The following is a 24,760-nucleotide window of genomic DNA, read 5'->3' on the forward strand; positions in this document are numbered from 1 at the left end:
AAACGCCGATGCCTGCAGCAAATTGGGATGTATTCAGCGAGCTACCTGGAGCCGCGGACGAAAACTTCGAGAAGCTTTGCCGCTCTCTGGTGCGCCGACACTACGGACACCACGGTCGCTTCAAGCAACTCGCAAATCAGCCTGGCGTAGAGTTTCATCTTCAGCTGACTGAATCTTGTGATCTCGGAGCGCCACCACGCTGGATTGGCTGGCAATGCAAATGGTATGAGCTGGCAAACGGACAAGACTTGGGGGCCACGCGCAAACAAAAGATCATCGAGGGCATGGAGAAGACGCGCAAGCATGTCCCAGGTGTGACCGATTGGAAGCTTTGGACGCACCACACGCTGACAAAGGGGGACCAAGAGTGGTTCTTCGCACTTGAGAAAGACCGCTTCCCCGAGTTGAAGTTGGAGCTGCTGACGGCAACGGACCTCGAAGACCTCCTAGTGGGGCCGGGAGCACTACTTCGAGAAACCTACTTCGGCGAGCTCGTTCTGACGCCTGCATTGCTTGCTGAGCAGCATAGGCTCGCTGCTGCTCCATTCAAGCGCCGATACCAACAGGAAGTTCATGTTGTCGTAGGAGCAGAGCAAAAGGTGCTCAGGAATCTGGGCGGCCAGGGTGCCTGGGACTCACTGGAGAAACTCTCAAGTGCCCTCAAGACGAATTGCACGGACATCGCTTCGCTCACGGGGCAACTCAAAGCCGAACTCAAGGCCGAAGTCGACTCGCTCCTGGCTCGAGCCATCGTATTGGCTGGCCTGCTAGATGACCTGCACGCAGCGCTCGGCAAGGGCGACTTCGACGCTGTACAGCAATTGCTGGCGGCGAACCCGCCGCAACCGGTGCGCTACGACAGGCTTCTCTCGACGCTGCGTGGGGCTCGTTCAGGTGGGGCTCCGTTAACCGCAAATCTGGTCGCGGATATCCACGCAGTTTCGTCGGCGCTGCTCAGTCTGGAGAGATCGATCGGCGTTCGAGCCGTAGCCGTACTTGCAGCTGCGGGTGAAGGAAAATCCGAGCTTGCCGTCAAGGTGACGCAGCCAGACGGAGACCTCACCGGTGGTGTCTTGCTGCTGGGCAAGAATCTTCATGCAGGCCAGGGGCTTGACGATCTTGTGTCTGCCTTCAAGATTTCTGGCAGGCCAGCGGAGAGCTTCGACCGGCTGGTTGAGGCCGTTGATGCGGCGGGGCAGCGCGCGGGCAAGCGCATCCCAATTGTCATCGACGGTTTGAATGAAGCAGAAGACCCGAGAAACTGGAGGGATGAGCTCTTCCGGGCGGATGAGCTCCTGAAAGACTTTCCGTACGCCATGCTGGTTGTCACGCTACGCAATGAGTTCGCACCGATGTGCCTACCGGAGGAGTTTCCTCAAGTTGAGCACAACGGGTTCCAAGAAGATCCGCAGACGGCCATCGACAAGTACTTTGAGTACTACAAGATCGACGCCACCGACGCGGATCTGCCAATCGAGTTCTTGCAGCACCCGTTGACGCTGAGAGTTTTCTGCGAGGTGGCGAACCCTCGCCGCCAGCACGTTGTCGGAGTGGAGGCGCTGCCCAGTTCGCTTGCAAGCCTGTTTAAAGCGCACTTCAACAAGGTTGCCGAACGGGTTGCTGAGCTTTCACCAACGGCGCATCGCATCTATCAAGATGAAGTCCAAGATGCGCTGCTGACGATCGCGGGTCTCCTCTGGGAGGGCAACGCGAGAAGCGTGGAGTTCAAAGCTGCTCGGACGGCAGTTCAAGACGTGGGCCGGTGGGACGTCAGCATCATTCGCGCACTGGAGTCCGAAGGTGTCCTTGTTCGAACGACTTCTGGAGAAGGCGGACAAGGAATCGCGTTTTCGTACGACCTGATGGCTGGACATATGATGGCACACTACCTGCTTGCCCGGCCTGCCTTGGCGCAGTGGCTGCAAAGCGATGAAGGACGCGCGCACTTTCAATTCCGTGAGCGTGGTTCGCATACCTTCGCCTATGACGTGTTCCAGGCTCTGGTAGGCCTGTATCCGCAACGCCTTGACAGGCGCCAGCTTTGGCAAGACTTGTCGGACGAGAACCTCGTCATGAACGCACTATTGTTGACGGCGCAATCAGACCCAAGGCACATCGGGCGGGAGACCGTCGAACGGTTCGCGCGCGCGATGCAGGAGTCGAAGCAGTTTGCACGGATCGCCTTCACGAGGCTTCGAAGTACAAGGGCAGCGCGAGCGCATCCGTTTGACATGGACTTCTTGCACGGCGTTCTGTTGGCCATGCCGAATACGCAGCGCGATCTTTCCTGGTCGGAGTGGGTTCGCGAGAGATCTGAGGACGTTAAAGACGACTTCGAATTCCTGTCGACCAAGTGGAAGTCGGGGGACCTAGACGAGCGAGAGATCCGGCGAGCGCGCTGGGTAATGTGGACGCTGACGTCGACGTCCAGAAGCCTGCGCGACGTGGCCACCAAGACCCTGTACGAATTCGCAGCCAAGCGGCCTAGGGAGTTTTTTCGGCTGGCAGTGGAGTCAGTTGCCGTTTCAGACCCATACGTCCCCGAGCGGATGTTTGCCACGGCCTACGGTGCAGTGTTGACCGCGTGGTCAGATATCAATGCTGTGGAGATGCGTGAGGCACTGCCTAGCCTCGCGCGTGAGATCTATCGAGCGATGTTCGCGCCTAGCGCGACGCATCCTTCTTGGCATGCTCTCTTCCAGCAGTACTGTTTGGGAATCATCGCCATCGCAAGGATGGTGGATCCAGCTTGCATGTCTGAGGACGAGGTAGATCATCTCCTCCCACCGTTTAGTCATCTACCCAATCCGTTTGCGAATATGCCGCAGTACGCTCCGGAGGTGGTCGAACGCGCGAAGCGCGGGGCGATTCGAATGGACTTCGGCAACTATACGATCGGGAGACTGATTCCACGTCGGTCGAACTACGACGACCGCAATCCAGAGTACCAGAAGGTGCTGCCAGCACTCGTTTCGCGAATGCTGGTACTTGGCTATGACCCTGAGCAGTTCGAAGCTGTTGACCAGCAAATGAACTCCGGCCCTCGTATGGGTAATGACAAGCACAAGGTCGACAGGTACGGGAAGAAGTACGGCTGGATCGCTTACTTCGAGATGTGGGGGGTACGGTACGCGCAGGGCCTCATTGCCGAGGAACGCGGCGCTCGCCCCTCAGATGCGGACATCGACCCGACGTTCCCGCTCGAGGCCGCGAGCATCGACCTGCCGCTCCCAGACTTGTTCAGTGGTCAGCCGACGGATGCTGGTGACTGGATGGTGAGAGGGCCGCAACCAGACTACTGTGGCATCTTGGAGATCGCAGAGATTGATGGCGTGACCGGGCCGTGGGTCGTACTTGACGGATTCCTCGAACAAAACGCTCCCGCTGATGACCGACAGGTCTTCAGCTTCCTCCGCGGTGTATTCGTGGACAGCGGAGAAGTCGACCGTCTGTGCACGTTGTTCACCGGTCTCGAGTATCCCGGCAATGATGCTATTCCGGAGGAGCCAGGCTACTACTACACCTATGCGGGTGAGATGCCTTTCTCCTCGATTCCGGGTTTGCCTAACGCTAATGAGCAGGAGGGCGATCGCGCCGAATACATGGTGTCCGCTGATCGGTGGTCAGAAAATGGCGTAGCGGTCGACATCCCAGTGCAGAAGTACAGCTGGGAGAGCTACCACAGCGTGATGAACCAGAACAACGGTGCAAGCGTGCCTTCTAAACTGCTCTGTGAGGCTCTGAGTCTCAGGTATCGCGCCAACAAATGGGACTTGCACGATGCTTCAGGCGTGGCGTCCCTGTACCGCGAAGTCGGTGAGTATGGCTCGCAGGTCAGTGGTTCTTTCAGCTATCTGCGTCGTGACCTTCTTGACAGCTACTTGACGCAGTCCGGCAAGGCGCTGGTGTGGCTCATGTGGGGAGAGCGTGGCTTTCATCACCGGTCGGCCGAGGCGCACAACCTGCACGAGTACTACGCCGACCACCAGCATATTCACAAGCGTGTTGACGTCTATCAGCCTGCTTCGAGCACTCAATCGTAGGCCAATTCAGGCGAGGGGAGGCCGCCATTCTTGGGAGCAGTAGCCGTTTATGAGGGCGTGGAACCGGCGGCGGATTCAGTACTCGTTATGGATTCGCCGTTCGACGGCCTGACCAAGTCGCGTCACGTTCAAATCAGCGCTTCAGGCACCCGCTATCCGGCGCACCATTTGCTGGCACGACTGGATAACAAAGTAAGTTGACTTCGCCGGCGTCAGCTCTCGAACCGCATCGGATTTAAGTGTCGTAAAAGCGGTCATATCGCTCTCGTCCCGCCAGGTGCATAACCGCTGCCAAGTGGTCAATCAACCTACGACGCGCTGAATGACCTCTGGTGATAATCGTGTCGGGCAGCACAGAAATATCCATGACGGTTACAGCCTTAATCGGCCAACCAAAACTAAGTGATGACCGGCTGCTTCTGCCCGATTGCTGTCCACCGGGAAGGCAGTTATGGGTCGATTTCTGCCAGTCAAGGCTCACCCCGAGCGCTGGTTAAGTCCGATGCAAACAACTGGTCAGGTCGAATGCAAATGAATGGTCAGTGGCAACGCAAACGGGTAGTCATGGGGAGTGCAACTCTCCCCACAGGCTTAGGAGAGGGGATAACTGTCAAGCATCAGTCATGTAGATGCACCGTTTGATTTCGCCCACCGCTATGCACAGACAGTACCCGTCTTCGCGTAATCTCAGGTCGAACTGGGTTTATCAAGTCCGTCAGCGGCAACACCTGCAGGGATGCGCCTATGTAGTCGCATACCCTCGGGACACCAGGAACAGATGCTCCATGTCATGGGGAGCAACCTCGGCGGCTGTCTTCACATGCAAGTTCCTTTTAAGGAGGTAAACATCCTTGATGATTTCTGGGGGCCGCTTAGGCTCCATCACTGCCGGGACCAACAGGTAACAACCTGCCCGCTGGTGATCGTCAAGAAATCTGCAAAGGTTGATATCGGTCTCAGGGGTCATCGTCATCGAGCGTGATGCGAGGCTTTCATACTGGGAGTCCGTCACGCTTTCGCTGAGCTTTGATGTAATGACCAACCCATAGTGGGTTGCTGGCTGATTGCACAGCTGTCGGATAATGCTGATATGAAGGGCTTCGTTTTTATCGACCGCTCCGAAGCGATCGCGCCAGCGCTCAAAAATCTTGATTGCACTGCTGCGATCTTTGAACAAGAGTGCCATGAAGGGTGGAGCGTTGTGGCTGAACGTGCCGTAGGCGGTCCCCAACCAACCGGCGCGATCCCACAGATGAACATCAATCACGGAACGCACTGTCAGTTGACGGTGGTCCTTTAGCGGTAACCGTCCGGTAAAGACACCTACCAAACCAGGCAGAAATTGCGTACTGCTAGCAGCAACGCAAAATGGGGTACCCCATCGACGCGGAAGCTTTATCCAGCTACGAAGCAACGATCTGTCATCGTTCGCTACCGTTTGATAGGCTCCTTTGACCCAACGCAAAGATTCGAGCCAAATGCTGGAAGAGCTACGTAGAATCGACCTCAATCTGCTACTGACCCTCCATGCCCTGTTGCTGGAGCGACATGTGACTCGTGCGTCGGTTCGGCTGCACAAGAGCCAGCCAGCCGTCAGTCATGCGCTGGCCCAGCTCCGGGCGCATTTCGACGACCAGCTGCTGATTCGTCGCGATGGCCAGTTGGTACTGACCGCTAGAGCGCAAAGCTTGTTGGCCCCGCTTGAGCAGGCCCTGAGGCACCTCAACGATCTCTTAGGAGCTTCAGAATTCGATCCAGGGAAATCGCAAGCGAGGTTCCGGCTGTCTCTGTCGGACTATGCCACGCGACGTGTACTTCCAAGCTTGGTGCGTCATGTCCGAAGCGTAGCGCCGGGAGTGGATCTGGCCGTCAGCCAGGCGAGCCGTGAGACTATGATGGCGCAGCTGGCTGATGGTGAACTCGATGTAGCCCTCGGTATTTTTCCGGAGTATCCCGAAGGCATCCAGGTGCAAGAGTTGTTTCCAGAACGCTTTGTGAGTCTCGCCGATAAAAGCGCGCTCCCAGAATGCGGACAACTCACATTCGAGGAATGGCTAAACCGTCCTCATGTGATGCTAGCCCTGCGTCCTGACGCTAATGACGAGATCGAAAGAGTTCTTGCCAACCTGGGTGTCCGGCGAAGAATCGCCGTTGCGCTTCCTCACTGGAGCGCTGCAATCGAACTGATAGCAGGTACAGATCTCATTTTGACGGTAGCGAGTTGGGCTGTGAGCGGGCTCGACAGATATCCGACACTACGAACATTCGAGGCTCCTCTGGATCTCCCCGTCCTGTCATATCAGCAAGCCTGGCACGTGCGTAAAGAGGCAGATCCCGCGAATCAATGGCTTCGAAAAGCGATCCTGGATTGCAGTCAGAGCACCTGACTATGGCTCATGCTGTTCCTGGTTGTGCCGGGCCTTTAAGCTCAATTTGATTCCCGTCCGGATCGACGCAGTAGATCGAGGGGCCGACACCTTGTGCTCCATAGCGAGTTACCGCGTTATCGGCAGCGATGCCGTGTCCCTCCAAGTGAGTAAGGATCGCATCCTCATCAAAGGGCTCGACGCGAAGACAGAAATGATCGACGTTGCGACGCTCCTTCCCTGGCGCACCGCCGCCCATCGCACCGAGTGGGCCATGGATATCTACCAGATCAATCATCGAATTCCCCGCCGCGAGATGGATCATCTCGTATTCCTCATTTCGCTTCTTGATAGAGCATCCCAATACCTCTATGTAGAATTCTAGACTTCGCTCCATGTCTTCAACGCGCAGAACAACGTGGTCGATGTGTTGAACTTTGAAAATAGACACTGGGTTGCTCCTCAGGCAGAAAGCGCCCCCGTACCTTCGGTGAGAGGGCGGGTACAACGTGATTAGTTGATCTTGTCGAACAGGGTGGGCATGTCGCCGGAGAAATCCACCCAGGGATTGGTGTTCAACAGTTGCGCGTTGGGAGCTGTTGGCTCGTCGTAGTGGATGTCGAACTCCTCGGGGCCATGAGCATACGCCACGACCAGCCCTTGCTTGGCATCCATGTAACCGGCGTGGATGCCCATGCCTGGATAACTCAAGCGGATCGCTGTTTCCTCACTCGCCGGGCCTACTGTGAGCCGTACTACGACACTGTCCGGGAGCGCGAACATCCAGGTGAACGGCCCACCCGAAACGACTGTCATCACCTCATCGATACCTACGCCGTTTTGAGCCATGTTCACGTGGAAGCGACCGAAAGTTTCCAGCACTGTGGCGCGGTAATCGTCAGGGATGGCCAACATGTCGTAAACCTTTGGGTAAGGAGCGACATTGGGTTGGCGGGTGCTGAGCAGGCCGCCCCGTGGCGTTTCAGGTACTCGGCCAGCCAGTTCAATCTGTTCCAGAAGCTCTGCGCGGTTCAGGCTGAAGAGCTTGATCAGTTCTGCTTGCTCGGCTTCGGTTACAGTCCGCGACTGTGATGCCTTCAGGATTGGCTTGGCAGCGTCAGGGATATCGACAGTGCTGGCACGAACACCTACGGTTCGGAGTACAGCATTTACGTCTTCCAGGCCTACAGCATTTGGACGGCCATCGCTGAATTGCAATTTTACGATGTTCATAGCGCTTCTCCAGTTTTACGGAAATAGGGTGCTGAACCATTGTTCAAACGCACCGTGCGGTGGACGATTCGGCGAACCGCATCGACCTGAATAAAAAAGGCTGGCCACAAGGGAGCGACAACCAGCCGAAAGGGAGTATCTGTTTACTTGAGGGCTGCGGTCACGGGGTGCGATGCTGTGTTGGTCAGCACCGACGCAGGCGCTCTGTTTGAGCCTATCTGAACCACAATCAGGCCAAACAGAACGATGAGTACCCCGACCAACCGAATGACGTTGATGGGCTTCACTGCTAGGCCCAGGAGACCGAAGTGGTCGATGAGCATGGCGGCAATCACCTGGCCCACCATGACGAATAAGATGTAGTTCGAAGCACCCAGCTTAGGTGGCAGGAAGGTGGCCATCGCGACATACACCGCGCCGCTGAATCCGCCAATCCACAGCCACCAAGGGCCTCGTAAAGCTTCTGCGATACTCGGCTGAGGTATGCGAAGTACAGCGATGGTCGCTATCAGCACCGCTGAGCTGACGATCAGCGAAGTAAGCGCCGCCCAGAGTGGATGACCTAACTCGCGGCCCAGTGCGCCATTGCTTGAGGCTTGGAGCGGAATCAGTGCTCCGGCGAGTAATGCCAACCCCATCGGAGCCAATGCGAGTATCGAAATCTTCCCAAACATAACCGCACCTCTCGTGTCTCGGTTTGGATGAGATCGATGTTGATGTATATGGTCTATGAATGGAAATCGATAGTTCGCACGTCGCACATTCGCCTAGCGAATGATTTCTGGAGTTATCCGTCCTTGGTCAAGCAAATCCATTTATGCGGAAGAAGCTGTGATATTGCTGTTGCTCGCTGCGTCGGCAGCCGCGTCAGCACATCCTTGAGATAGGCATACGGGTCATGCCCATTCATACGCGCCGATTGGATCAGGCTCATGATTGCAGCCGCCCGCTTGTCACTGCGTAGCGACCCGGCAAACAACCAGTTCGAGCGTCCGAGTGCCCATGGCCGTATCTGGTTCTCAACCTGGTTGTTGTCGATGGGCACTGCCCCATCGTCCAAGTAGCGCGTCAGCGCTACCCAGCGTTTCAGGCTGTAATCGAGGGCTTTGGCCGTAGCTGACCCGTTGGGCACCAAGTCGCGCTGAGCCAACATCCAGTCATGCAGTGTTTTGATTATCGGCACCGCCATTTCCTGGCGTATTCGCCAGCGGTCTTCATCGCTCATATCCCGCGCTTGGCGCTCGACCTCGTACAAGCCGCTGATCGAATGCAGTGCCTGTTCAGCCAGCTGACTTTTGTTCGCCACGTGCAGATCAAAGAACTTGCGACGGGCGTGGGCCATACAGCCGATTTCAGTGATGCCTTGTTCAAAACCAGCTTTGTAGCCAGCGAAGTCGTCGCAGACCAGCTTGCCGTTCCAGTAGCCCAGGAAGTTGCGCGCATGTTCGCCAGCACGGCTTGGGCTGAAGTCGTAAACCACCGCGTTGAGCGCCGAAAACGGCGTCGTGCTGTAGGCCCAGACGTAGGCCCGGTGGGTTTTCTTCTCGCCTGGCGCAAGCATCTGCACCGGTGTTTCGTCAGCGTGGATCACGCCCTGGTTCAGCACCGCTTCACGCAGAGCATCGACTAACGGCTGGAGCTGTACGCCGGTTTGTCCGACCCACTGGGCCAAGGTCGAACGAGCAATTGCCAGTCCGGCGCGACCAAAGATTTTCTCCTGCCGGTATAGCGGTAAGTGATCGGCAAACTTGGCCACCATCACGTGGGCCAGCAGGCCTGCGGTCGGGATACCTTTGTCGATGACCTGGGCTGGCACCGGTGCCTGGATCAAGGTTTCGCATTGGCGACAGGCCCATTTGCCACGTACATGTTGCTCGACGGTAAACACGCCCGGCGTGTAATCCAGCTTCTCGCTGACGTCTTCGCCGATGCGTTGAAGCTGGCAGCCACAAGCGCACTGGGTATTTTCAGGCTCGTGGCGAATCACCGTGCGCGGGAACTGCGGCGGCAATGGCAAACGTTTCGGGGATTGCCGTGGCTCGGCTTGTGGCGGAACTGGAAGGAGCTGTTGTAGCTCGGCCTCGATAGCTTCAATGTCTATGTCGAGCAGGTCATCCAGCAAGCTACTTTGCGCCGGGCTGATCTGCTCGCTGCGCTTGGCAAACTTGTGCCGTTTGAGAAGGGCAATTTCGTAAGTGAGCTGCTCAATGACGGTTTGATCGTTCTGGATCTTCCTGCTCATCGCCTCGACCTGGGACTGCAACTGCAACGCCTGTGCCGCTAAGGCACGAAGCAGTTCCGGGGTCATCTGGTCGAGGTTGGGCGAGAAAGTCATGCCGCCGATTGTCCCAGAGCAGAAGCAGGACGACGACAAGTAGACCGGCCAAAGGGCCGGCGTTTACAGCACAGTAATTACACCTCCGGTGCCAACTCGCTGCCACGGCAGGCCCAGTACCAACGCCTGAAGTTGGTCGTTATCGAGTTCGACCTCGCCGCCATGGCGAATGCCGGGCCAGTGGAACTTGCCCTGGTTCAGTCGACGCGCTGCAAGCCAAACGCCGACGCCATCGTGCACCAGCACTTTCATCCGGTTGGCCCGGCGATTGGCGAATAGATAAGCGCAGTGCGGTTTCGCCGCACCGAACACCGATATCACTCGCGCCAAGGCGGTTTCGGTACCGGCGCGCATGTCCATCGGCTCGGTGGCCAGCCAGATGGCATCGATGCGGATCATTGAGCGACAGCCCGAATGAATTGCGCGCAGCCCTCGGGATCAGAGGCTGGCCACTTCACCGTGATCAATTGCCCAGCCGTACGCAATTCAATTGTCACTGACGATTCGGCGAGCCGTTTAGGTGCGGCGTTCAGCGGGACAAATGCCGGCAGTGAAGGTGTTGCGGTATGGTCTCGATAGTGCGGCAGCCATTTGCGGATGACGTTGGCATTGATGCCGTGGCTGATGGCGACACTGGACACCGTTGCGCCAGGTTGCAGGCATTCCTGAACGACTTGGGCTTTGAATGGTTTTGGATAAGAGGTTCGTTGGCGCATGGAAATCCTGGTGATAAGGGTGATCGCGTCCGCTAAAAAATACGCGGACACCATCACCCTTAATTCTGGAGTTCGGAAGGTGAGTTCGCCGGACGCTTACGTCGTTACTTCGGCGTGGATGTGCTGACTGGCGGTCTAGCGTGGTTAGTCCGCATGGCGTGCGCTATAAAAGTCTCATCTCAGCATCCCACATGGATGCTGTTAGATTCAGCAAGCGGGAAAAAGCGCGAGCGTTCAAAGGAAAGCAGCCGGCCTGCGTGCTTAGCACCAAGTTGCCCCGGCAACACTTAGGAAGAGGTGATCATGAAGCTACAGGCATATCGGCTGCAGAACTATCGCCGACTGCGCGACGTCGTCATTGAGCTTGACGACGAGATTTCCATCTTCGTTGGCGCCAACAACAGCGGAAAGACGTCTGCTGTGCAAGGCTTGTACTCGATGCTCCGTGGCGAAGCGAAGAAATTCGAACTCTTCGATTTCAGCGCGGCGCTGTGGGCCGAGATCGACGCCATCGGCAGGACGCCTCCAGGCGATGAGGACGCGCTCAAGCAGTTGCCGTCCATTCTTTTAGATCTCTGGTTCCGCGTCGGTGAGGACGACCTCGCCACTGCAATGTCGCTTCTTCCGAGCACGGAGTGGGACGGCAAGTGCGTCGGCATGCGGGTGGCGTTCGAGCCTCGGGACGCCCATGCGCTCGTCCGGAAGTTTCATGAGCTACATGAAAAGGCCAACAACGCTGCGACCGCACTGATGGCCAGGCGCAGTGCAGCCGCGGAGAATGAGGCTGCGGTGGCGGCGGATCCCGACGAGTACAAGCCCTGGCCGGAAAGCCTGACGAAGTACCTCTCCAAGGAGTTGAGCAAGGAGTATACGTTCCGTTACTACGTACTCGATGAGCGTGCATTTGTCGGCTATCAGCCAAAGGAGGCAGATTATGAGCCGCTCCCCCTAGGCAACGAGCCGGGTGGCGCCGCCATTCTCAAGTCTCTGGTGAGGGTGGACTTCCTGCGTGCGCAGCGACACCTCGATGACCCGGACGCGGGCAGCTCCGACCGCGCCGAGAGCTTGTCGCGACGTCTGAGCCGTTTCTATCACCGTAATCTGGAGAAGCGTGGCGACGACCACGCAGCGCTCAAAGCGCTCGATACCTCGGAGAAAGAACTGAACTTCCACCTGGAGGAAGTCTTCAGCGACACCCTAAAGCGCCTCGCCAAACTCGGCTATCCAGGCGTCAACAACCCCGAGATCGTGATTCGAGCGGCCTTGGATCCGACCACCGTCCTGGGACAGGATGCCAAGGTTCACTACGTGGTTCCTGGTGCGGTCACCGCGCAACTGCCCGACAGCTATAACGGTTTGGGGTTCAAGAACCTAGTCTATATGGTGGTTGAACTCCTCGACCTGCACGAGCAGTGGAAAGCCGAAGAAGACAAACGGGCGCCACTGCATCTGATTTTCATTGAAGAGCCTGAGGCGCATTTGCACGCGCAGATCCAGCAGGTTTTCATCAGAAACGTTTTGCGCCTCCTTGAGGACGCCAACGATCACGCCACGTTTTTCCACACGCAGCTCGTTGTCACCACGCACTCCCCACACATCCTCTATGAGCGCGGATTCTCACCCATTAGGTACTTCCGCCGTGTTAGCGATCAGCTGGCCCATAACACCGAAGTAATGAATCTTTCGCTCTTCAAGACGGGCCAGGCCGACGCTCCAGCGCGTGAATTCTTGCAGCGGTATCTCAAACTCACACACTGCGATCTCTTCTTTTCCGATGCGGTCATCTTGGTGGAGGGCAATGTCGAGCGCCTGCTTTTGCCAGCCATGATTGAGTCGGCGGCCAAGCGCCTGCGTTCCTCCGCCCTGACCATCCTTGAAGTCGGTGGCGCGTTCGCGCATAGGTTCCAAGAATTGATCGCCTTCGTTGGACTCACTACGCTCGTCATCACGGATCTGGACAGCGTAACGGTTAAGACGGGTGATGAAACTGCCGCCGCGCAAGACGCAGGAGCTGGCGGCACTGTCGACGAAGATAACGAGGACGACGACCTCAAGCCCTTCGAGCTCGAAGACGACGACGAGGCAGCACCGGGCGGCAAGAAGAAGTCCAAGAAGCGTGGCAGCACCTGCCATGCTCACGTGGAAGGTGCCGTCACATCCAACCAAACCCTTATCAGCTGGATCCCTAAGAAGCGGTCGGTGGCCGAACTCTGGGAAGTCACGGCGGAGCAAAAGACGCTATCGCTTGCCGAGGGGGCCAGCGCTGAGGTTCGGGTGGCCTATCAAACCAAGGTTATGGTGACGGTGGGTGCCACTACCTCCCAGCTCTGCGGCCGCACGCTTGAGGAGGCCTTCGGTCTTGAGAACTCTGACTGGTGTCAGGCTGAGGCTAACCGGGGGGTCGGACTCAAGCTGAAGCGCGCACCAAGCAGCCCAGAGGAACTGGCTGAGAAATTACACGCCAGGGTGATCGGCAAGAACTTCGACAAGACTCGCTTCGCGCTAGAGGTCCTCGCAAGCGGGCCGCTCAACTGCTGGAAGGTCCCGACGTACATCGCCGAGGGCTTAGCCTGGCTCGAAGCCAAAGTGGCCCACGAGATTGAGGCGGACGCGGCTATTACCACCGAGGTCGCGACAATTGAGCCGACTGTAGCCGGTTTTGTCGCCGTCATTGCAGACGCGGGGCATACGGCATGAGCAGGCGAATTGATAGCCCAGACACCGACGCCGACCGCGAGATCCACGGGTGTATTGCTGCGATACCCCCGCAGCCATTCGTGGTCCGCGCCGGCGCAGGTTCCGGCAAGACCACCTCCCTCATCAAGGCGCTGGACTGGGTGATCTCAGAGCACGGCGCTAGCATGCGTGCAAAAAAGCAAAAGGTTGCCTGCATCACATATACCGACCTCGCCGCCAAAGAAATTTTGGCGGATGTTAACGACGACCCGCTGGTCCATGTCTCGACCATCCACAGCTTCTACTGGTCTATCACCAAGACGTTTCAGGCGGACATTAAGGTTTGGCTACAGAACGATGTCCGCAGGCGTATCTCTGAGCTGGAAAAAGATTTCAAGAACTACAGCTCGCGTGTTCGGCAGACTACACGCGACAGGAACAAGGCTGACCAGGAGCGTTATGTCCGAAACCTGGAGGTTATTGCTGGTATCAAGACTTTCAACTACGGCGCGGGTAGTGACTACGCGAAGGGCATCCTCGGCCACGAGGACATCCTTCAGCTCGCCGACTTCCTGCTGCAAAATCGCCCGCTGTTCCGACGGGTCGTAGCGCTGAACTTCCCGTTTGTCTTCATCGACGAGAGTCAGGACACGTTCCCGAGCGTGGTAAAGTCCTTCAAGGAGGTGGAAGCGCAGATGCGGCGCAAGTTCTGTCTCGGATTTTTTGGCGACCCGATGCAGGCGATCTTCATGAGAGGGGCGGGGGACATCCCGCTCGAGGACCACTGGCGGGCCATCACGAAGCCAGAGAATTTTCGCTGTGCCAAACAGATCCTTGATGTCGCCAACGCCGTGCGCGCGCAGGGCGACGGCATGGAGCAAGTCCGAGGGCTGCACGAAAAGGTTGAGGGAGATCTCAAGCCGGTGGAGGGCTCAGCCCGGATGTTCGTACTGCCGAATACGCTTAACCGGATTGAGGCCCTGGCAAGCGTCCGGGCGTGGAGCGCGGCGACGAACAACGACGAGGGTTGGACGACTCCAGACGTCGCGCTCAAGATTCTTGTCATAGTGCACCGCATGGCCGCAAACCGGCTCGGCTTCGGCGGCATCTACTCTGCGCTGAACGATAGGACATCGGAGGGCATGAAACAGGGGATGCAGGATGGCACCGGCTGGCCCGTTCGACCCTTCCTAAGCTTTGCGCTACCGATCGTTGCCGCAGTGAAGGCCGGTAACGAGTTCGCGGCGATGAACCTGCTCCGGAAGTTCAGCCCGCGCCTGGCACCAGAGGCCCTTGCCGGCCAACGTGCCGCGGCTGTGTTGCGAGAACTGCACGCTGCTATGTCGAGACTTGTCGCTATGCTGGACGAGACAAGGACCACCATTGGTGAAATAGCACTCCATCTCAGTGACACAGGTCTTTTCCAGTTCGACGATCGCTATACGCGTGTTCTTGGATTTGTCAGGGATGTAGCTGACGCTGCTCAGGAGCCCGAAATTACTGATGCAGTTCCGGCCGAAGGACTCTCCACGGACGCGGCAATGGCCAAGTTCTTCAAGTGCTCTGCACAAGAGCTTTGGCCCTACGAGCGCTATGTCTCAGAAGGCTCTCCCTATGCTACACAGCACGGTGTGAAGGGAGCGCAGTTCGAACGAGTAATGGTGGTAATGGACGAGGAGGAAAGCGACTACCGAACGTACAACTACGAGCGTGTCTTCGCGAGTGCTGAGGCCCGTGCTGCAGATCGTGCACGAGCAATGGACGGTGATGAAAACACTTGGAGCCGAACGCTGCGTCTACTTTACGTCTGCTGCACTCGCGCCCAGCGGGGTCTGGTACTAACGTTCTTTGTCGCTGATCCGGCGACCACCCTGGAAAACGTCATTGCGAGCGGGATCTTGCCGCGAAGCGCAGTCTTTACACAGGAAGTCTTAGATGGGTGGCCATAAACGAACTAGTGCCTGACCTATTTGAATCAAGAGCAGAGCGGCAGGCTCCCGAGGTGGAAGTGATAGCAACCGGGTGGTATCTCTGAGGGTGAGAGCGACTGCAATTGGCCGATTGCTGCCTTCGGCTACCAGCAGCAGGGTCGGGACCTGCTCTCCAGGATTGGCAGATAGCCGGGCGGTACTGATCCATTTCAATGCCCACGCCGCCAAGGGGTCAGTAAGCGGCTTCGGCTCCCACAGTGATGGCGTGAGCCAGCGTATCTGCCGCCAACCGCACTCCCAAGGTCGGATAACGTTCGCTTATCAGACATATGAAGTGGGGTCCAGTCGCCCAAGAAGTTGCGGGCGTGTTCGCCAGCGCGACTTGGGCTAAAGTCGAGCGTCGAGATCGACGTAGTGCTGTAGGACCAGACGTAGGCCCGATGGGTTTTCTTTTCGCCCGGCGCAAGCATTTGCACGGGCGTTTCATGAGCATGAATCACGCCCTGCTTCAGCACAGGTTCACTCAGCGCATCGACCAGCGGCCGGAGTTGCACGTCGGTTTGCCCAACACACTGGGCTATGGTCGAGCAAGCGATTGCCAGCTCGATGCGGCCAAAATTTTTCTCCTGCCGGTACAGCTGCAAGTAATCGGCAAACTTGGCCATCATTACGTGGACCAGCAAACCTTGAGTCGGGATACTTTTGTCAGGTCGGGGGCACGGCGTCTACTTTCCTACAAGCTGGAAGTGTCCGTCAGGAGCAAAAACAGCAGGCACAAAAAAACCACCCAAAAGGTGGTTTTTATGTGCTTTCGCATATCCCAAGGCGAAATCAGCTCCCGTGCTGACTCCTAACCAAGTGGTTTATGAAAAGATCGTAGATGATTTCGATTCATCCAACAAGGCCTAAGGCCTAAATCCTAGGAGAGGAGGCGCCATGGTGCGCTCGCCTCGCGCTACGCCTCTTCGCCAAGAAGTCGTGCTGTTAAAACCGCGGCCTGGAGATCAAGATGGCTTGAGGCAAATGACTTTATTAGGAGCGAGCGGGGAAGGGCCCAATCCCATTTCTCTCGGATCATGTTTTCGACGCTCTCCAAGATGGGCTCTACATCTGAAATATCCAATTGACCGACCACGCGCAACGCTCGCAACGTATCCTCGTCACTGAATGCAACTTCCAGGAAGAGCCCTGTGTTTTCACAGTGAATGCCCACATGCCGGAGCAGCAAGGCCAGCGCATCGTTGGTGTAGTCCCCTCGCCAGGTCGCCACGTAGCTGACACTGGCGGAGCCAACAATTGCCGTGCTACCCAATCCGAGGGCACGGAAGTTACTCCGAGCCTCCTCTAGAAGGGCTTGAGCGTGCTTGTCCAGGAAAGGACAGGGGGTGGTTTCCATCAGCACGTTTCGCATTTCAAGCCTGACGCGATCATCCACCTGCGCACCTAGCCCATCAAACTGAGGGGGCTCGCCGCCCCGCGCCGGCGTGACTACGATCACCTTCGCTTCCAGGTCGACACTCTGAACCTGCCAACGTCTGCCGCCGAAAATGATGCGTTGCCCCTTGGTCAGGGGTTTGCTGACGGGCAGCGAGCCAAGTGGCTTGCCATCCCTGAGTAAACGAAACTCTTCATCGCTCGTGAATGCAGTGTAGAGCTCATAGTGGTTGATCAATCGCTCCCCGAGTTCGCCTGGCAGCAGAAGTCCTGAGCTGTCCTGGACGATCAGCTCTTTCTCACCCATACCTTTCAGCAAAGACAGGAAATCAGGCTTGGTGACGCTCGCAAAACTGCCGCTTGCTATGAGATTTCCCCATAATTGCGCTGCCGAGGCACCGCCGAGCTGAGCAATTGACGACAAGCACTGCTGCACCAGTGTCGAGGCGTGCAAGCCTCCCGACCGAGGTGGTTCAAACCATCCACCGATCAGCAAGCGGATCATAGCGACCGTTTGGACAAGGCCCTCACGCAACTGATCGGAGAGATCAGACTGATCCGTTAAGGGGCGCTCTCGGCAGTACGCCCTGAGCATTGCAGGCTCACCGGGTCGACGACCCGAGCGGCCAAGCCGTTGCCTGAGACTTGCCACAGAGGGTGGGGAACCGATCTGTGCGACCGTCCGGATGTTACCGATGTCGATACCCAGCTCCAGGGTGGTAGTGCATACGGCAGAAGCAGGAGGATCTCCCGCCTTCAACGCGCGCTCGGCATCCTGGCGCAGCTCCTTGGACAAGCTACCGTGGTGCGGCCAGAACTCGTTTGGCACGCCATCGTTATCGCACAGTGAGCGCAGTCGGTCGGCAAACCATTCAACCTCTTGGCGCCTGTTGGGGAAGATCAGGTTGTTGTGCCCTCTCAGCACCTTGTACAGATGGCCTGCAATTGCCACCTTGGTGCCAGAGGTCTCCTCCTGTTCGTCGCCTTCATCTATTGATGCATTTACCGAGTGACCCTCCACCAATTGCTGCATGGGCTGTTCAAGGTAGCCGCGGACTTGCACCTGGAGTTCTTGGTTAGAGGATTTCGACTCAATGATGGTGATGTCATCGGGGCGAACCGGCCTCAGAAACTTCCGGGCCAGCGACATCTCCCCAAGCGTCGCGGAAAGTCCTACGCGAGGCAGCGCCCTGCCTACGACGATCTCAACCCGTTCCATGAGCGATTGCAGTTGCTTACCGCGCTCACTGCCAATGAAGGCATGAAGCTCATCGATGACGATGTAGCGCAGGTTCTGAAAAGCCCCGGGCAAACTTGAGCCCCTGTTTACGAAGAGGGCTTCGAGGGACTCCGGCGTGATCAGCAAGATGCCCTCAGGGGATTTCAGGAACCGTTGTTTCTTGCTTGCTGCCACATCACCATGCCAGGCAACGACGGGCAGCTCTAGCCGCTCGCACAGCCGGCTGAGCCTGTCCCATTGGTCATTGATCAGTGCCTTGAGTGGGCTGATATATAGCACTGCGCCGGCGGGCTCGCGGTCGTTGAGCAGGTTGGTCAGGATAGGGAGGAATGCGGCCTCCGTTTTGCCTGCTGCGGTAGACGCTGCAATGATCACATCGCGATCAGCGCCCACCAACGCTGGTACCGCCCACTCTTGGGCATCACGTAACGACGTCCACCCCTGTGACCAGACCCATTGCTGAACCTCGGGATGAAGACGCTCAAACGAAGAAGAGTCAGAGCTTGAAGCTGGCGAGCTCATCGTCGGCCTCAACTTCAAGATCCTGTTGGCCAGCCTCATCCTTGGCCAGCTCCACCGCGCCCAGCAAGGTGCGCCAGTCCGCTGTAGGGTTCTGCTCGATGACCGCGAGCAGGTTGATGAAAGCGGTAATGGTCGTGCGCGGCGTCCGGAAATAGGCCTCGCCCAAGCGCTGGTTGCAGTGCGCCATAAACGCTGGGATGGCTTCGTCCGGCAGCAAGAACTTCTCAGCTTCGCCGAAGGCATAGACATTGCGCAGCTTCTGCAGCAGCACGTAGAAGTCTTCAGGGGTCAGGCTGCTGAGCCGAATGACAGGCCCAGAAAGGTCAACCAGTCCAGACTTCGCAAAGCTGTTTTCTGCGAGACGCGATTGCAGGGCAGGATAGCTGTAGAGCCCCCGACGCGTGTCCATCAGAAACTCTGGCGTGCCGCCCAGCACAAAGCCCAGGCCTTCAGCCGAGCCCTGCAACGAATCATTGAGGATCCGAAGAATCTGTTCGTAGTTGGCATTCCGGGCCTGAGTGTTCGCCAGTTTGTACAGGTTGACTAACTCATCCAGGCACACCATCAGTCCGCCGAAGCCAGCCAGACGCACGAACCGCGACAGCAATTTCAATTGATCGTAAACGGAGGCATCGTCGACGATCGTGCGGACGCCTAGCGCAGCGCGGGCATCGGTCTTGGTGGAAAATTCCCCGCGCAGCCAGCGGATGGCATCAGCCTTAAGCTGCTCATTGCCTTCCTCGAAACCGCGGCAATAGGCAGCAATGACGTCGGCAAAGTCATAACCGTTGACCATTTCGGTGAGCTCCGCCAGGTACTCACGAATGACGACCTCGCTCTCAACACCTTTAGCCTTAGCTTCCGTTTTAGCCTGGGAAATGAATTTCTCAACGATACCCTGGAGCGCGCCGCCATCGGGTTTGGTGCGCGTGGCCATGTTCTTGGCCAGTTCGGAGTAAAGGGATCGCGCCTGACCACCCGAAGCATGAAGACGACGGTCCGGATTCAAATCAGCGTGCATGGTGACGAGCTTGCGCTCCATTGCGATGCCGCGAACCAGGTTGAGGAAGAAGGTTTTACCCGCGCCATACTCGCCAACGACGACGCGGAATGCGGAGCCGCCATCTGCGAGACGATCCACATCCTTGAGCAGCGAATCGAGTTCACCCGCCCGACCTACCTGGATCAGGTGCTGCCCTACACGGGGCACAACACCCGCACGCAGCGATTGAATGACCGCGTCGCGATCCTTGGCTCGTATTTTACTCATAGGGCTAATTCATCCAGAATTTCGGGGTTGATTTCGATGGGTTCATCGCCTTCAGTCACGGGCATGTCGAACAGCTCAAATGCTGTGTCGTTGATCCGTTCCAGGGCGCCATCCAGCATCAGTTCCATATCACTGGCTGCGTCTTCCAGCTCAGCGCGGCTCCATTCAGTCCGAGAAACCAACAGGCGGAGGAAGGCAGAATGCTCGACGTCCAAACCATGAACGGTAGCAAGCTGTTCGGCGCTACTGCCCTCCTGATCTTGAAGCGTTTCTGGTTCCGAGGCGCCAGATGTTTCGGTGGGAGACTCTTCATTGAAGACGCTGGCCAGAAGCGCCGACACCTCTGCCGTTTCTTGTTGCAGACGAGCGACCTTGCTCATGTCCAGTGCGAAGCCTGAACCCATGCCTTCTGACGCCTCCGCCGCAGTCGCCGGCGCGACAGTCGAAGGCATTGCCTCCATGGCCTGGGAAGGGCGAACGGCTGCACTATGGAGATCGCTGTAGACGAACTGCGGATCGAGAGCGAGCGATTTGTACACGCGCTCAAGCAGCTTCACTTCCTGCGGCGTCACCTCGCCATCCGCATGTGCCAGGTGGGCCAGGAAGCTGGCAATTTTTCGTTTGGCCTCGAGGGTCAAGGGCTCAAGCTTCTTCTTGAGGCTTGCCAGCGTGGGCGGTTGCTTCAGCTGAATTTGGAGGTGCGCTTTCAGGCGTTTGCGATGCGCGATGCAGAGGTGATCCCACGAGTCAATGTGGCCTGACAGCAGACTTACTTCTTCAAGCGAGGTGTCACCGTCTGCTGCAGCGACTGCACTGGCCAGGTCTAACGTCACTGCTGCGGCGCTGTAGGCATCGGTAGAGCGAAGCGTGCCCTCGTCAGAGTCCGCCGCGAACAGCGCGATGGTGTCTTCAGACTTGGGGGTGCGGCTGCCAGACAGGACGTCGGGTTCCAATCCGATCCGCTTGCTCTCCAACGCCCGGGCAAGGGCGATCACTTTGTCACGGGAAAGCGCGCCGGCCGATTTGAATCGACCTGCCAGCTCTCCGAAACTCATGCAGATGGTTTCGCCCCCGACGCGTTGCTCCAACTGTTCGAGCTCTGCTTTTGCCTCAGTAGGCCAGAGTTCGGTTGGCAACTGCAGGATGGCTTCCAGGCTATCTCCGGCGTCTGGATTACGCCCTAGGTACCGACTGAAAGCGTCGAGTACGGTGGTGCAGTCCTCGACAATGACCTGCAGCTTGTTACGCGTTCCTGAGGTCGCCGCGACATCAGGAAGGTCACCTACGGCCACTGCCGGAATATTCAATCCGGCAGAAGCGGGTCGATAGGCGACCTTCAGCTTGGTCTTGTTCTGGGGCAGCACAATGCCGTTGGGATAGCGCTTCGCGAATTCGTGTTTGAAGAGCGCTGCGAATTGCTCGGGACACCGCGTCACAGGTGTGCGCCTGGAGATGTTGGGCTCTGCAAGTGCCCAGGCCAATGCCCAGCTCGAATTAAGCGGATACTTGTCCACGGCCATCTGTCCCAGCGCAACGCGCAGGGACATGGGCAGCTCATACCCATCTGCGGGCCTGGCGCCGGGCTCGCTTAGGTAGCTCTGAGGCAGAACAGCGCCCGCGTCGATATGAGCGAGGAAACGGGTAGCGTAACCGCGGAAAGAATTGTTATCGCCGTAAAGACCAAGTAAACGCTCGACCTCGGCCTTGATGGCCGGGATTTCTGCCTTGGCCTGAGGATCGGTCGATGCATCGATCAGCGCACGGCGTTCAAGCCCATAGAAAAACAGGAACACATAACCCGCTTCAGCAGGCTGGCGACGACCTCCTGCCAACCATTGCAGGTACGCTCGCCGCGCCTCGGGCGTGATGCTCCGGTAGCTTGGCCAGTACGGCATCTGTCGCTCGGTGAGGTTCATCGGTGAGCGCGCGACACGAAGCGTGGCGTCGATCAGGGACGGTTCAGATTGGCCGAATTGAGTCGCCCGCTCGGTGATGTAGAGCAGTCCGCCGGGGATGGCCAACCCAGCCACGTTAACGGACTCGTTTTCAGCCAGCCAACGAACCCCCGCGGGCTTGGCACTTGGCTTTGGAATGGCGTAACTCTGACTGTCGCTGGAGGAACCGACCTGGACAGTATGGAAGTCTCGTTCGCGGGTATTGGTGCTGAACTGGACAGTGACACTGGGGGACGTTGCGTGTCGAGACGCCGCAGCGATCTCGGCAACAATGTCATCTTCAGGAACGTAAGGCTTTGCCTGGGTAGCGCGTCTGATGGCCCATACCAATACACCTATGCCCAGGATAACCCCGAGGGCGATCCAGACCTGTTTTGGAATCTGCGCCAGAAGGGCAACGACGAACAACAAGGCGTACAGAGCGATCGGCCCGCCGCCGCTCCCTTTGCGCTTCCGTGGCATATGAGTATTCCGTACAGTAGGTAATGGCCAAATGACATTCTTACGGATTTTTCAAGGCCGGCCAAGTGGAACAGACGAAGGGAGAGCTTGGATGAAATCACTGAGCTGTCGCACAGCGACGTAGCGGGGTACTACGTCGCTATGCTCAGGGCTAGAAGTTATCGCGTTGATAGTGGATGGCGCGGAACAGCAGTTGACCTTCACCATCGAAGAACGGTTCTGTCAGGGGGTTGGATTCCCACGCGTCTGAGGGTTCGCGCGTTGATGCATCGGGCGACACTCTGGGCGCCTCCTGCAGTTGATCGGGTAGGCCCTGTACGCGCAGAATCTGCCCTTCACAGATAGCCTTCTTCAGGGCCTTCAGCGATTGGCGTTGGACCAGCTTGAGCAAGGCCGGTTTGAGCTCGAGGTAAAGCGCGGATCCCTGCTCATCGCTCAGCGTTACGCGTCGGCCGATCAGATGTGCGCTTTGGAAGACGGTCTCTTCGATAAAAACCAGTGACAGGCTCAGGTCTGCGCGGGCAGAGTGCGGCTGCAGATCGATGCGCATGGCATAGCTAGCACCCAGTTCAGCACGCTCGTAGTGAATGAACTGGCCCTTGAACACACGCTTCAGCACTTCCACGGCCAGGTCAGGGTTATCGGTCTGCAAGGTGCAGAGGGTTTCGTCTGGTTCGGGCTTAATCTCCACCCGCAACTCGCACTCCAGGCTGAAGTGGTTGGCGGGGAAGATGAACAGCAGGTCGTCCCAGCCACTCGCAGGAGCGTTAATCCAGCCGGCGGCGGCGGCTCCTCCCAGCAGTCCGTGACACAGCGCTTGGTGATAGTTGGCGTATTCCCAATCATGCCGGTCAACGGATTTTGGGGGCGTCAGCTTTTCGACCTGCGCCAGTTGGCCATCGAACAAGACCACCTGATAGCAATTACTGTCGTCGTCCGCAAATTGGACATACTGGCGGCGTAAGGGGGAGGAGGTAACCGGTTCTGAGCAGGGGACCCCAAACACCAGATAAGCGTGGCCCTGGTACAGAAACGGAATGAACTCCTCGCCCTCGTCGTTATAGCGGCGCTCTTGCGACCACCCCTTCAGGCACTGAGCAAGCCAGCGCCGATGCTGCGACATGCGAGGGTTCTCGACAATCTGCGGTTCGACGAACTCAGGCAGATCGTCCCAGTCATTGCTACGTTGGTAATCGAGCAGGTAATCGCGGCTGGCTTGATACCAAGGTGCGACTTCCCACATGACTATAAGGTCATCGCCAACTGGCTCAGCCGTGCGTGCCTCGACAGTGATTTCAGCATCAAAGGTAAACAGCCGTGGCCAGAAAATGCGGGTGCCTATCAACTGCAGTATTACGCCGTTGATACAGACCCGGCTCTGGATTACCGCCAGCGGATCCGGACTGAGGTCGGTGGATTGCCAAGCAGTCGGCGTGATTGGCTGCAACACATCCGCCAGTGTCACCGGGTTGCCCGGGACTGCGAAGACTTGTCGCAGTGCTTCGCAGAGCGAAGGCAGGTTGCGGTTGGTGAGGATCAGTTGACTGACCGAGGAGGCTAACCGGCGCAGGTGTTTTGCCAAGTACGCGGCAGCAATGGGCGATTGGGGCAGCTCTGCCAGCTGCAGGGCGTGCTGCAGTGGAATGTCTTCACTCAGGCGCGTGCACAGATCCGACCAGTCGGTACAGCCATACGGCCCTCGCGCCAATACGTACTTGGCGGTGGTCAGGTCGATACCGAACAGGTCGCGCAGGCGCTTGGCCTGAACTTTGACTGATTCGTGTGGTGTGTTGGGAACCATGAGTTTTCTCCGTTGCTCCAGTAGGAGCGACATCGGAGACGCCCACCCGCCATCCCCGATGCCCGGAAAGGCTCAGGTCGGAAGATAATGTGGTGATCATGGTTCGGTCCGGTTCGCTGCGGCCAGTGAGGCCTCGAGGGGTGGGCAGCGCGTCGACCATGTAGCGACGCCTATTTACGCTATCGCAAAGCGCCTAGGTACGCAAGGTGAAGTGGCTTACACGCCGTTCATTCGACGGTGGGGCGCGATCCCTCCAAGGGGAAGTGGGTTGTCCCCGTATCTCTGCGATTTACGCCCGCCTTACTCGGGTCGACGGGATCAAGGATATCGGTGAAAGCGCGGGCTACAATGCTCAGCCCGGCTATCGGTTGATACGCGTCGACCATTGGCCGCATGAAGGAATTGTCAACGATTTCGAGATCGCGTTGGTAGACGATGCCAAGGCTTCTGTGGTTTTTTACACCAAAGTCATACTGCTCAGCGTTCCTGAAGTCAGTAGCCGACACATTGCGCGACATCAGGCCTGGCGATCGGCAGATACGCGTCATTCCCTAGCGCTTCTCGAAATTTCGCGAACCGTGCTATTCGACTACATCCTCCAGCGCTATGACCTCCTATTAGGCGAGGACGCGATCATGGGCGATGGAAAATTCTACTGGCACCGGCAGATGTCTCGTGCAATAGAACTGGGCTTTCACGTTTACGTATACGATGAGACGAGGCAAGCGCTTCGGTCAATTCCAGCAGGGTGCGAGCTAAGTTCTCTACAGGACCAG

16 protein-coding genes and 1 pseudogene are annotated in these 24,760 nt (G+C 57.6%); 4 read left to right on the forward strand and 13 right to left on the reverse strand.

Annotation, left to right across the window (positions count from 1 at the left end):
- Positions 1 to 8: 8 nt before the first annotated feature.
- The gene (locus ACIPZ8_RS23540; RefSeq protein WP_400728253.1) at positions 9 to 4,043 is read left to right on the forward strand and encodes a hypothetical protein; all 4,035 of its coding nucleotides are present in this window, start codon (positions 9 to 11) and stop codon (positions 4,041 to 4,043) included.
- A gap of 742 nt (positions 4,044 to 4,785) precedes the next feature.
- On the opposite strand, the gene ACIPZ8_RS23545 is transcribed toward ACIPZ8_RS23540, so the two are convergent.
- The gene (locus ACIPZ8_RS23545) at positions 4,786 to 5,310 is read right to left on the reverse strand and encodes a hypothetical protein (RefSeq protein ID WP_400728255.1); all 525 of its coding nucleotides are present in this window, start codon (positions 5,308 to 5,310) and stop codon (positions 4,786 to 4,788) included.
- Positions 5,311 to 5,524: 214 nt separating this feature from the next.
- Between ACIPZ8_RS23545 and ACIPZ8_RS23550 the strand changes: the two genes are divergently transcribed.
- Positions 5,525 to 6,430: a LysR substrate-binding domain-containing protein gene (locus ACIPZ8_RS23550; RefSeq protein ID WP_391137303.1), complete on the forward strand. Its 906-nt coding sequence runs from the start codon at positions 5,525 to 5,527 to the stop codon at positions 6,428 to 6,430.
- A gap of 7 nt (positions 6,431 to 6,437) precedes the next feature.
- On the opposite strand, the gene ACIPZ8_RS23555 is transcribed toward ACIPZ8_RS23550, so the two are convergent.
- The 6 genes from ACIPZ8_RS23555 to tnpA form a co-directional block, all read right to left on the reverse strand.
- On the reverse strand, positions 6,438 to 6,860 hold the full coding sequence (locus ACIPZ8_RS23555; protein ID WP_400728258.1) for a VOC family protein: 423 nt from the start codon (positions 6,858 to 6,860) through the stop codon (positions 6,438 to 6,440).
- Positions 6,861 to 6,922: 62 nt separating this feature from the next.
- The gene (locus tag ACIPZ8_RS23560) at positions 6,923 to 7,642 is read right to left on the reverse strand and encodes a hypothetical protein (RefSeq protein WP_400728260.1); all 720 of its coding nucleotides are present in this window, start codon (positions 7,640 to 7,642) and stop codon (positions 6,923 to 6,925) included.
- Positions 7,643 to 7,785: 143 nt separating this feature from the next.
- Entirely contained in the window at positions 7,786 to 8,316 is a 531-nt protein-coding gene (locus ACIPZ8_RS23565; protein WP_391137254.1) for a DMT family transporter, read from the reverse strand.
- Positions 8,317 to 8,429: 113 nt separating this feature from the next.
- Positions 8,430 to 9,977 carry an IS66 family transposase gene (tnpC, locus tag ACIPZ8_RS23570; RefSeq protein WP_400728263.1) on the reverse strand — a complete coding sequence of 516 codons (1,548 nt, stop codon included), beginning with the start codon at positions 9,975 to 9,977 and terminating at the stop codon, positions 8,430 to 8,432.
- Between the two features lie 63 nt (positions 9,978 to 10,040).
- Positions 10,041 to 10,376: an IS66 family insertion sequence element accessory protein TnpB gene (gene tnpB / locus ACIPZ8_RS23575; protein ID WP_400728266.1), complete on the reverse strand. Its 336-nt coding sequence runs from the start codon at positions 10,374 to 10,376 to the stop codon at positions 10,041 to 10,043.
- Positions 10,373 to 10,693 carry an IS66-like element accessory protein TnpA gene (gene tnpA / locus ACIPZ8_RS23580; protein ID WP_400728269.1) on the reverse strand — a complete coding sequence of 107 codons (321 nt, stop codon included), beginning with the start codon at positions 10,691 to 10,693 and terminating at the stop codon, positions 10,373 to 10,375. The genes tnpB and tnpA overlap by 4 nt, the downstream gene beginning before the upstream one ends.
- 303 nt (positions 10,694 to 10,996) lie before the next feature.
- Here tnpA and ACIPZ8_RS23585 point away from each other — a divergent pair, with 303 nt between their 5' ends.
- Both ACIPZ8_RS23585 and ACIPZ8_RS23590 read left to right on the forward strand, forming a co-directional pair.
- Positions 10,997 to 13,390, forward strand: coding sequence for an AAA family ATPase (locus ACIPZ8_RS23585; RefSeq protein WP_400728271.1), 2,394 nt, complete (start codon positions 10,997 to 10,999; stop codon positions 13,388 to 13,390).
- On the forward strand, positions 13,387 to 15,318 hold the full coding sequence (locus tag ACIPZ8_RS23590; RefSeq protein ID WP_400728274.1) for a UvrD-helicase domain-containing protein: 1,932 nt from the start codon (positions 13,387 to 13,389) through the stop codon (positions 15,316 to 15,318). The genes ACIPZ8_RS23585 and ACIPZ8_RS23590 overlap by 4 nt, the downstream gene beginning before the upstream one ends.
- A gap of 323 nt (positions 15,319 to 15,641) precedes the next feature.
- Here ACIPZ8_RS23590 and ACIPZ8_RS23595 read toward each other — a convergent pair.
- The 6 genes and pseudogenes from ACIPZ8_RS23595 to ACIPZ8_RS23620 all read right to left on the reverse strand — a co-directional run.
- Positions 15,642 to 16,007: pseudogene (locus tag ACIPZ8_RS23595) on the reverse strand (transposase); the annotation flags it as partial.
- 248 nt (positions 16,008 to 16,255) lie between these two features.
- Positions 16,256 to 18,496 carry a DEAD/DEAH box helicase gene (locus tag ACIPZ8_RS23600; protein WP_400728277.1) on the reverse strand — a complete coding sequence of 747 codons (2,241 nt, stop codon included), beginning with the start codon at positions 18,494 to 18,496 and terminating at the stop codon, positions 16,256 to 16,258.
- On the reverse strand, positions 18,471 to 19,766 hold the full coding sequence (locus ACIPZ8_RS23605; protein WP_009681866.1) for an ATP-binding protein: 1,296 nt from the start codon (positions 19,764 to 19,766) through the stop codon (positions 18,471 to 18,473). The genes ACIPZ8_RS23600 and ACIPZ8_RS23605 overlap by 26 nt, the downstream gene beginning before the upstream one ends.
- Complete coding sequence (locus ACIPZ8_RS23610) at positions 19,763 to 22,183, reverse strand: TerB N-terminal domain-containing protein (RefSeq protein ID WP_400728281.1); 2,421 nt, start codon at positions 22,181 to 22,183, stop codon at positions 19,763 to 19,765. Before ACIPZ8_RS23610 ends, ACIPZ8_RS23605 begins: the two co-directional genes overlap by 4 nt.
- A gap of 151 nt (positions 22,184 to 22,334) precedes the next feature.
- Positions 22,335 to 23,984 carry a hypothetical protein gene (locus ACIPZ8_RS23615; RefSeq protein WP_400728284.1) on the reverse strand — a complete coding sequence of 550 codons (1,650 nt, stop codon included), beginning with the start codon at positions 23,982 to 23,984 and terminating at the stop codon, positions 22,335 to 22,337.
- A 227-nt stretch (positions 23,985 to 24,211) separates the two neighbouring features.
- Positions 24,212 to 24,532: a hypothetical protein gene (locus ACIPZ8_RS23620; RefSeq protein WP_400728286.1), complete on the reverse strand. Its 321-nt coding sequence runs from the start codon at positions 24,530 to 24,532 to the stop codon at positions 24,212 to 24,214.
- Positions 24,533 to 24,760: the final 228 nt, after the last annotated feature.

The sequence above is a fragment of the Pseudomonas sp. NPDC089422 genome (assembly GCF_044749405.1).
Classification (GTDB): Bacteria; Pseudomonadota; Gammaproteobacteria; order Pseudomonadales; family Pseudomonadaceae; genus Aquipseudomonas.

Bases quoted from the DNA above. Each gene is read 5' to 3' on its own strand.
- ACIPZ8_RS23540 (WP_400728253.1), top strand. From the start codon at position 9: ATGCCTGCAGCAAATTGGGATGTATTCAGCGAGCTACCTGGAGCCGCG.
- ACIPZ8_RS23560 (WP_400728260.1), bottom strand. From the start codon at position 7,642: ATGAACATCGTAAAATTGCAATTCAGCGATGGCCGTCCAAATGCTGTA.
- ACIPZ8_RS23565 (WP_391137254.1), bottom strand. From the start codon at position 8,316: ATGTTTGGGAAGATTTCGATACTCGCATTGGCTCCGATGGGGTTGGCA.
- tnpC (WP_400728263.1), bottom strand. From the start codon at position 9,977: ATGACTTTCTCGCCCAACCTCGACCAGATGACCCCGGAACTGCTTCGT.
- tnpB (WP_400728266.1), bottom strand. From the start codon at position 10,376: ATGATCCGCATCGATGCCATCTGGCTGGCCACCGAGCCGATGGACATG.
- tnpA (WP_400728269.1), bottom strand. From the start codon at position 10,693: ATGCGCCAACGAACCTCTTATCCAAAACCATTCAAAGCCCAAGTCGTT.
- ACIPZ8_RS23585 (WP_400728271.1), top strand. From the start codon at position 10,997: ATGAAGCTACAGGCATATCGGCTGCAGAACTATCGCCGACTGCGCGAC.
- ACIPZ8_RS23590 (WP_400728274.1), top strand. From the start codon at position 13,387: ATGAGCAGGCGAATTGATAGCCCAGACACCGACGCCGACCGCGAGATC.
- ACIPZ8_RS23600 (WP_400728277.1), bottom strand. From the start codon at position 18,496: ATGAGCTCGCCAGCTTCAAGCTCTGACTCTTCTTCGTTTGAGCGTCTT.
- ACIPZ8_RS23605 (WP_009681866.1), bottom strand. From the start codon at position 19,766: ATGAGTAAAATACGAGCCAAGGATCGCGACGCGGTCATTCAATCGCTG.
- ACIPZ8_RS23610 (WP_400728281.1), bottom strand. From the start codon at position 22,183: ATGCCACGGAAGCGCAAAGGGAGCGGCGGCGGGCCGATCGCTCTGTAC.
- ACIPZ8_RS23615 (WP_400728284.1), bottom strand. From the start codon at position 23,984: ATGGTTCCCAACACACCACACGAATCAGTCAAAGTTCAGGCCAAGCGC.
- ACIPZ8_RS23620 (WP_400728286.1), bottom strand. From the start codon at position 24,532: ATGACGCGTATCTGCCGATCGCCAGGCCTGATGTCGCGCAATGTGTCG.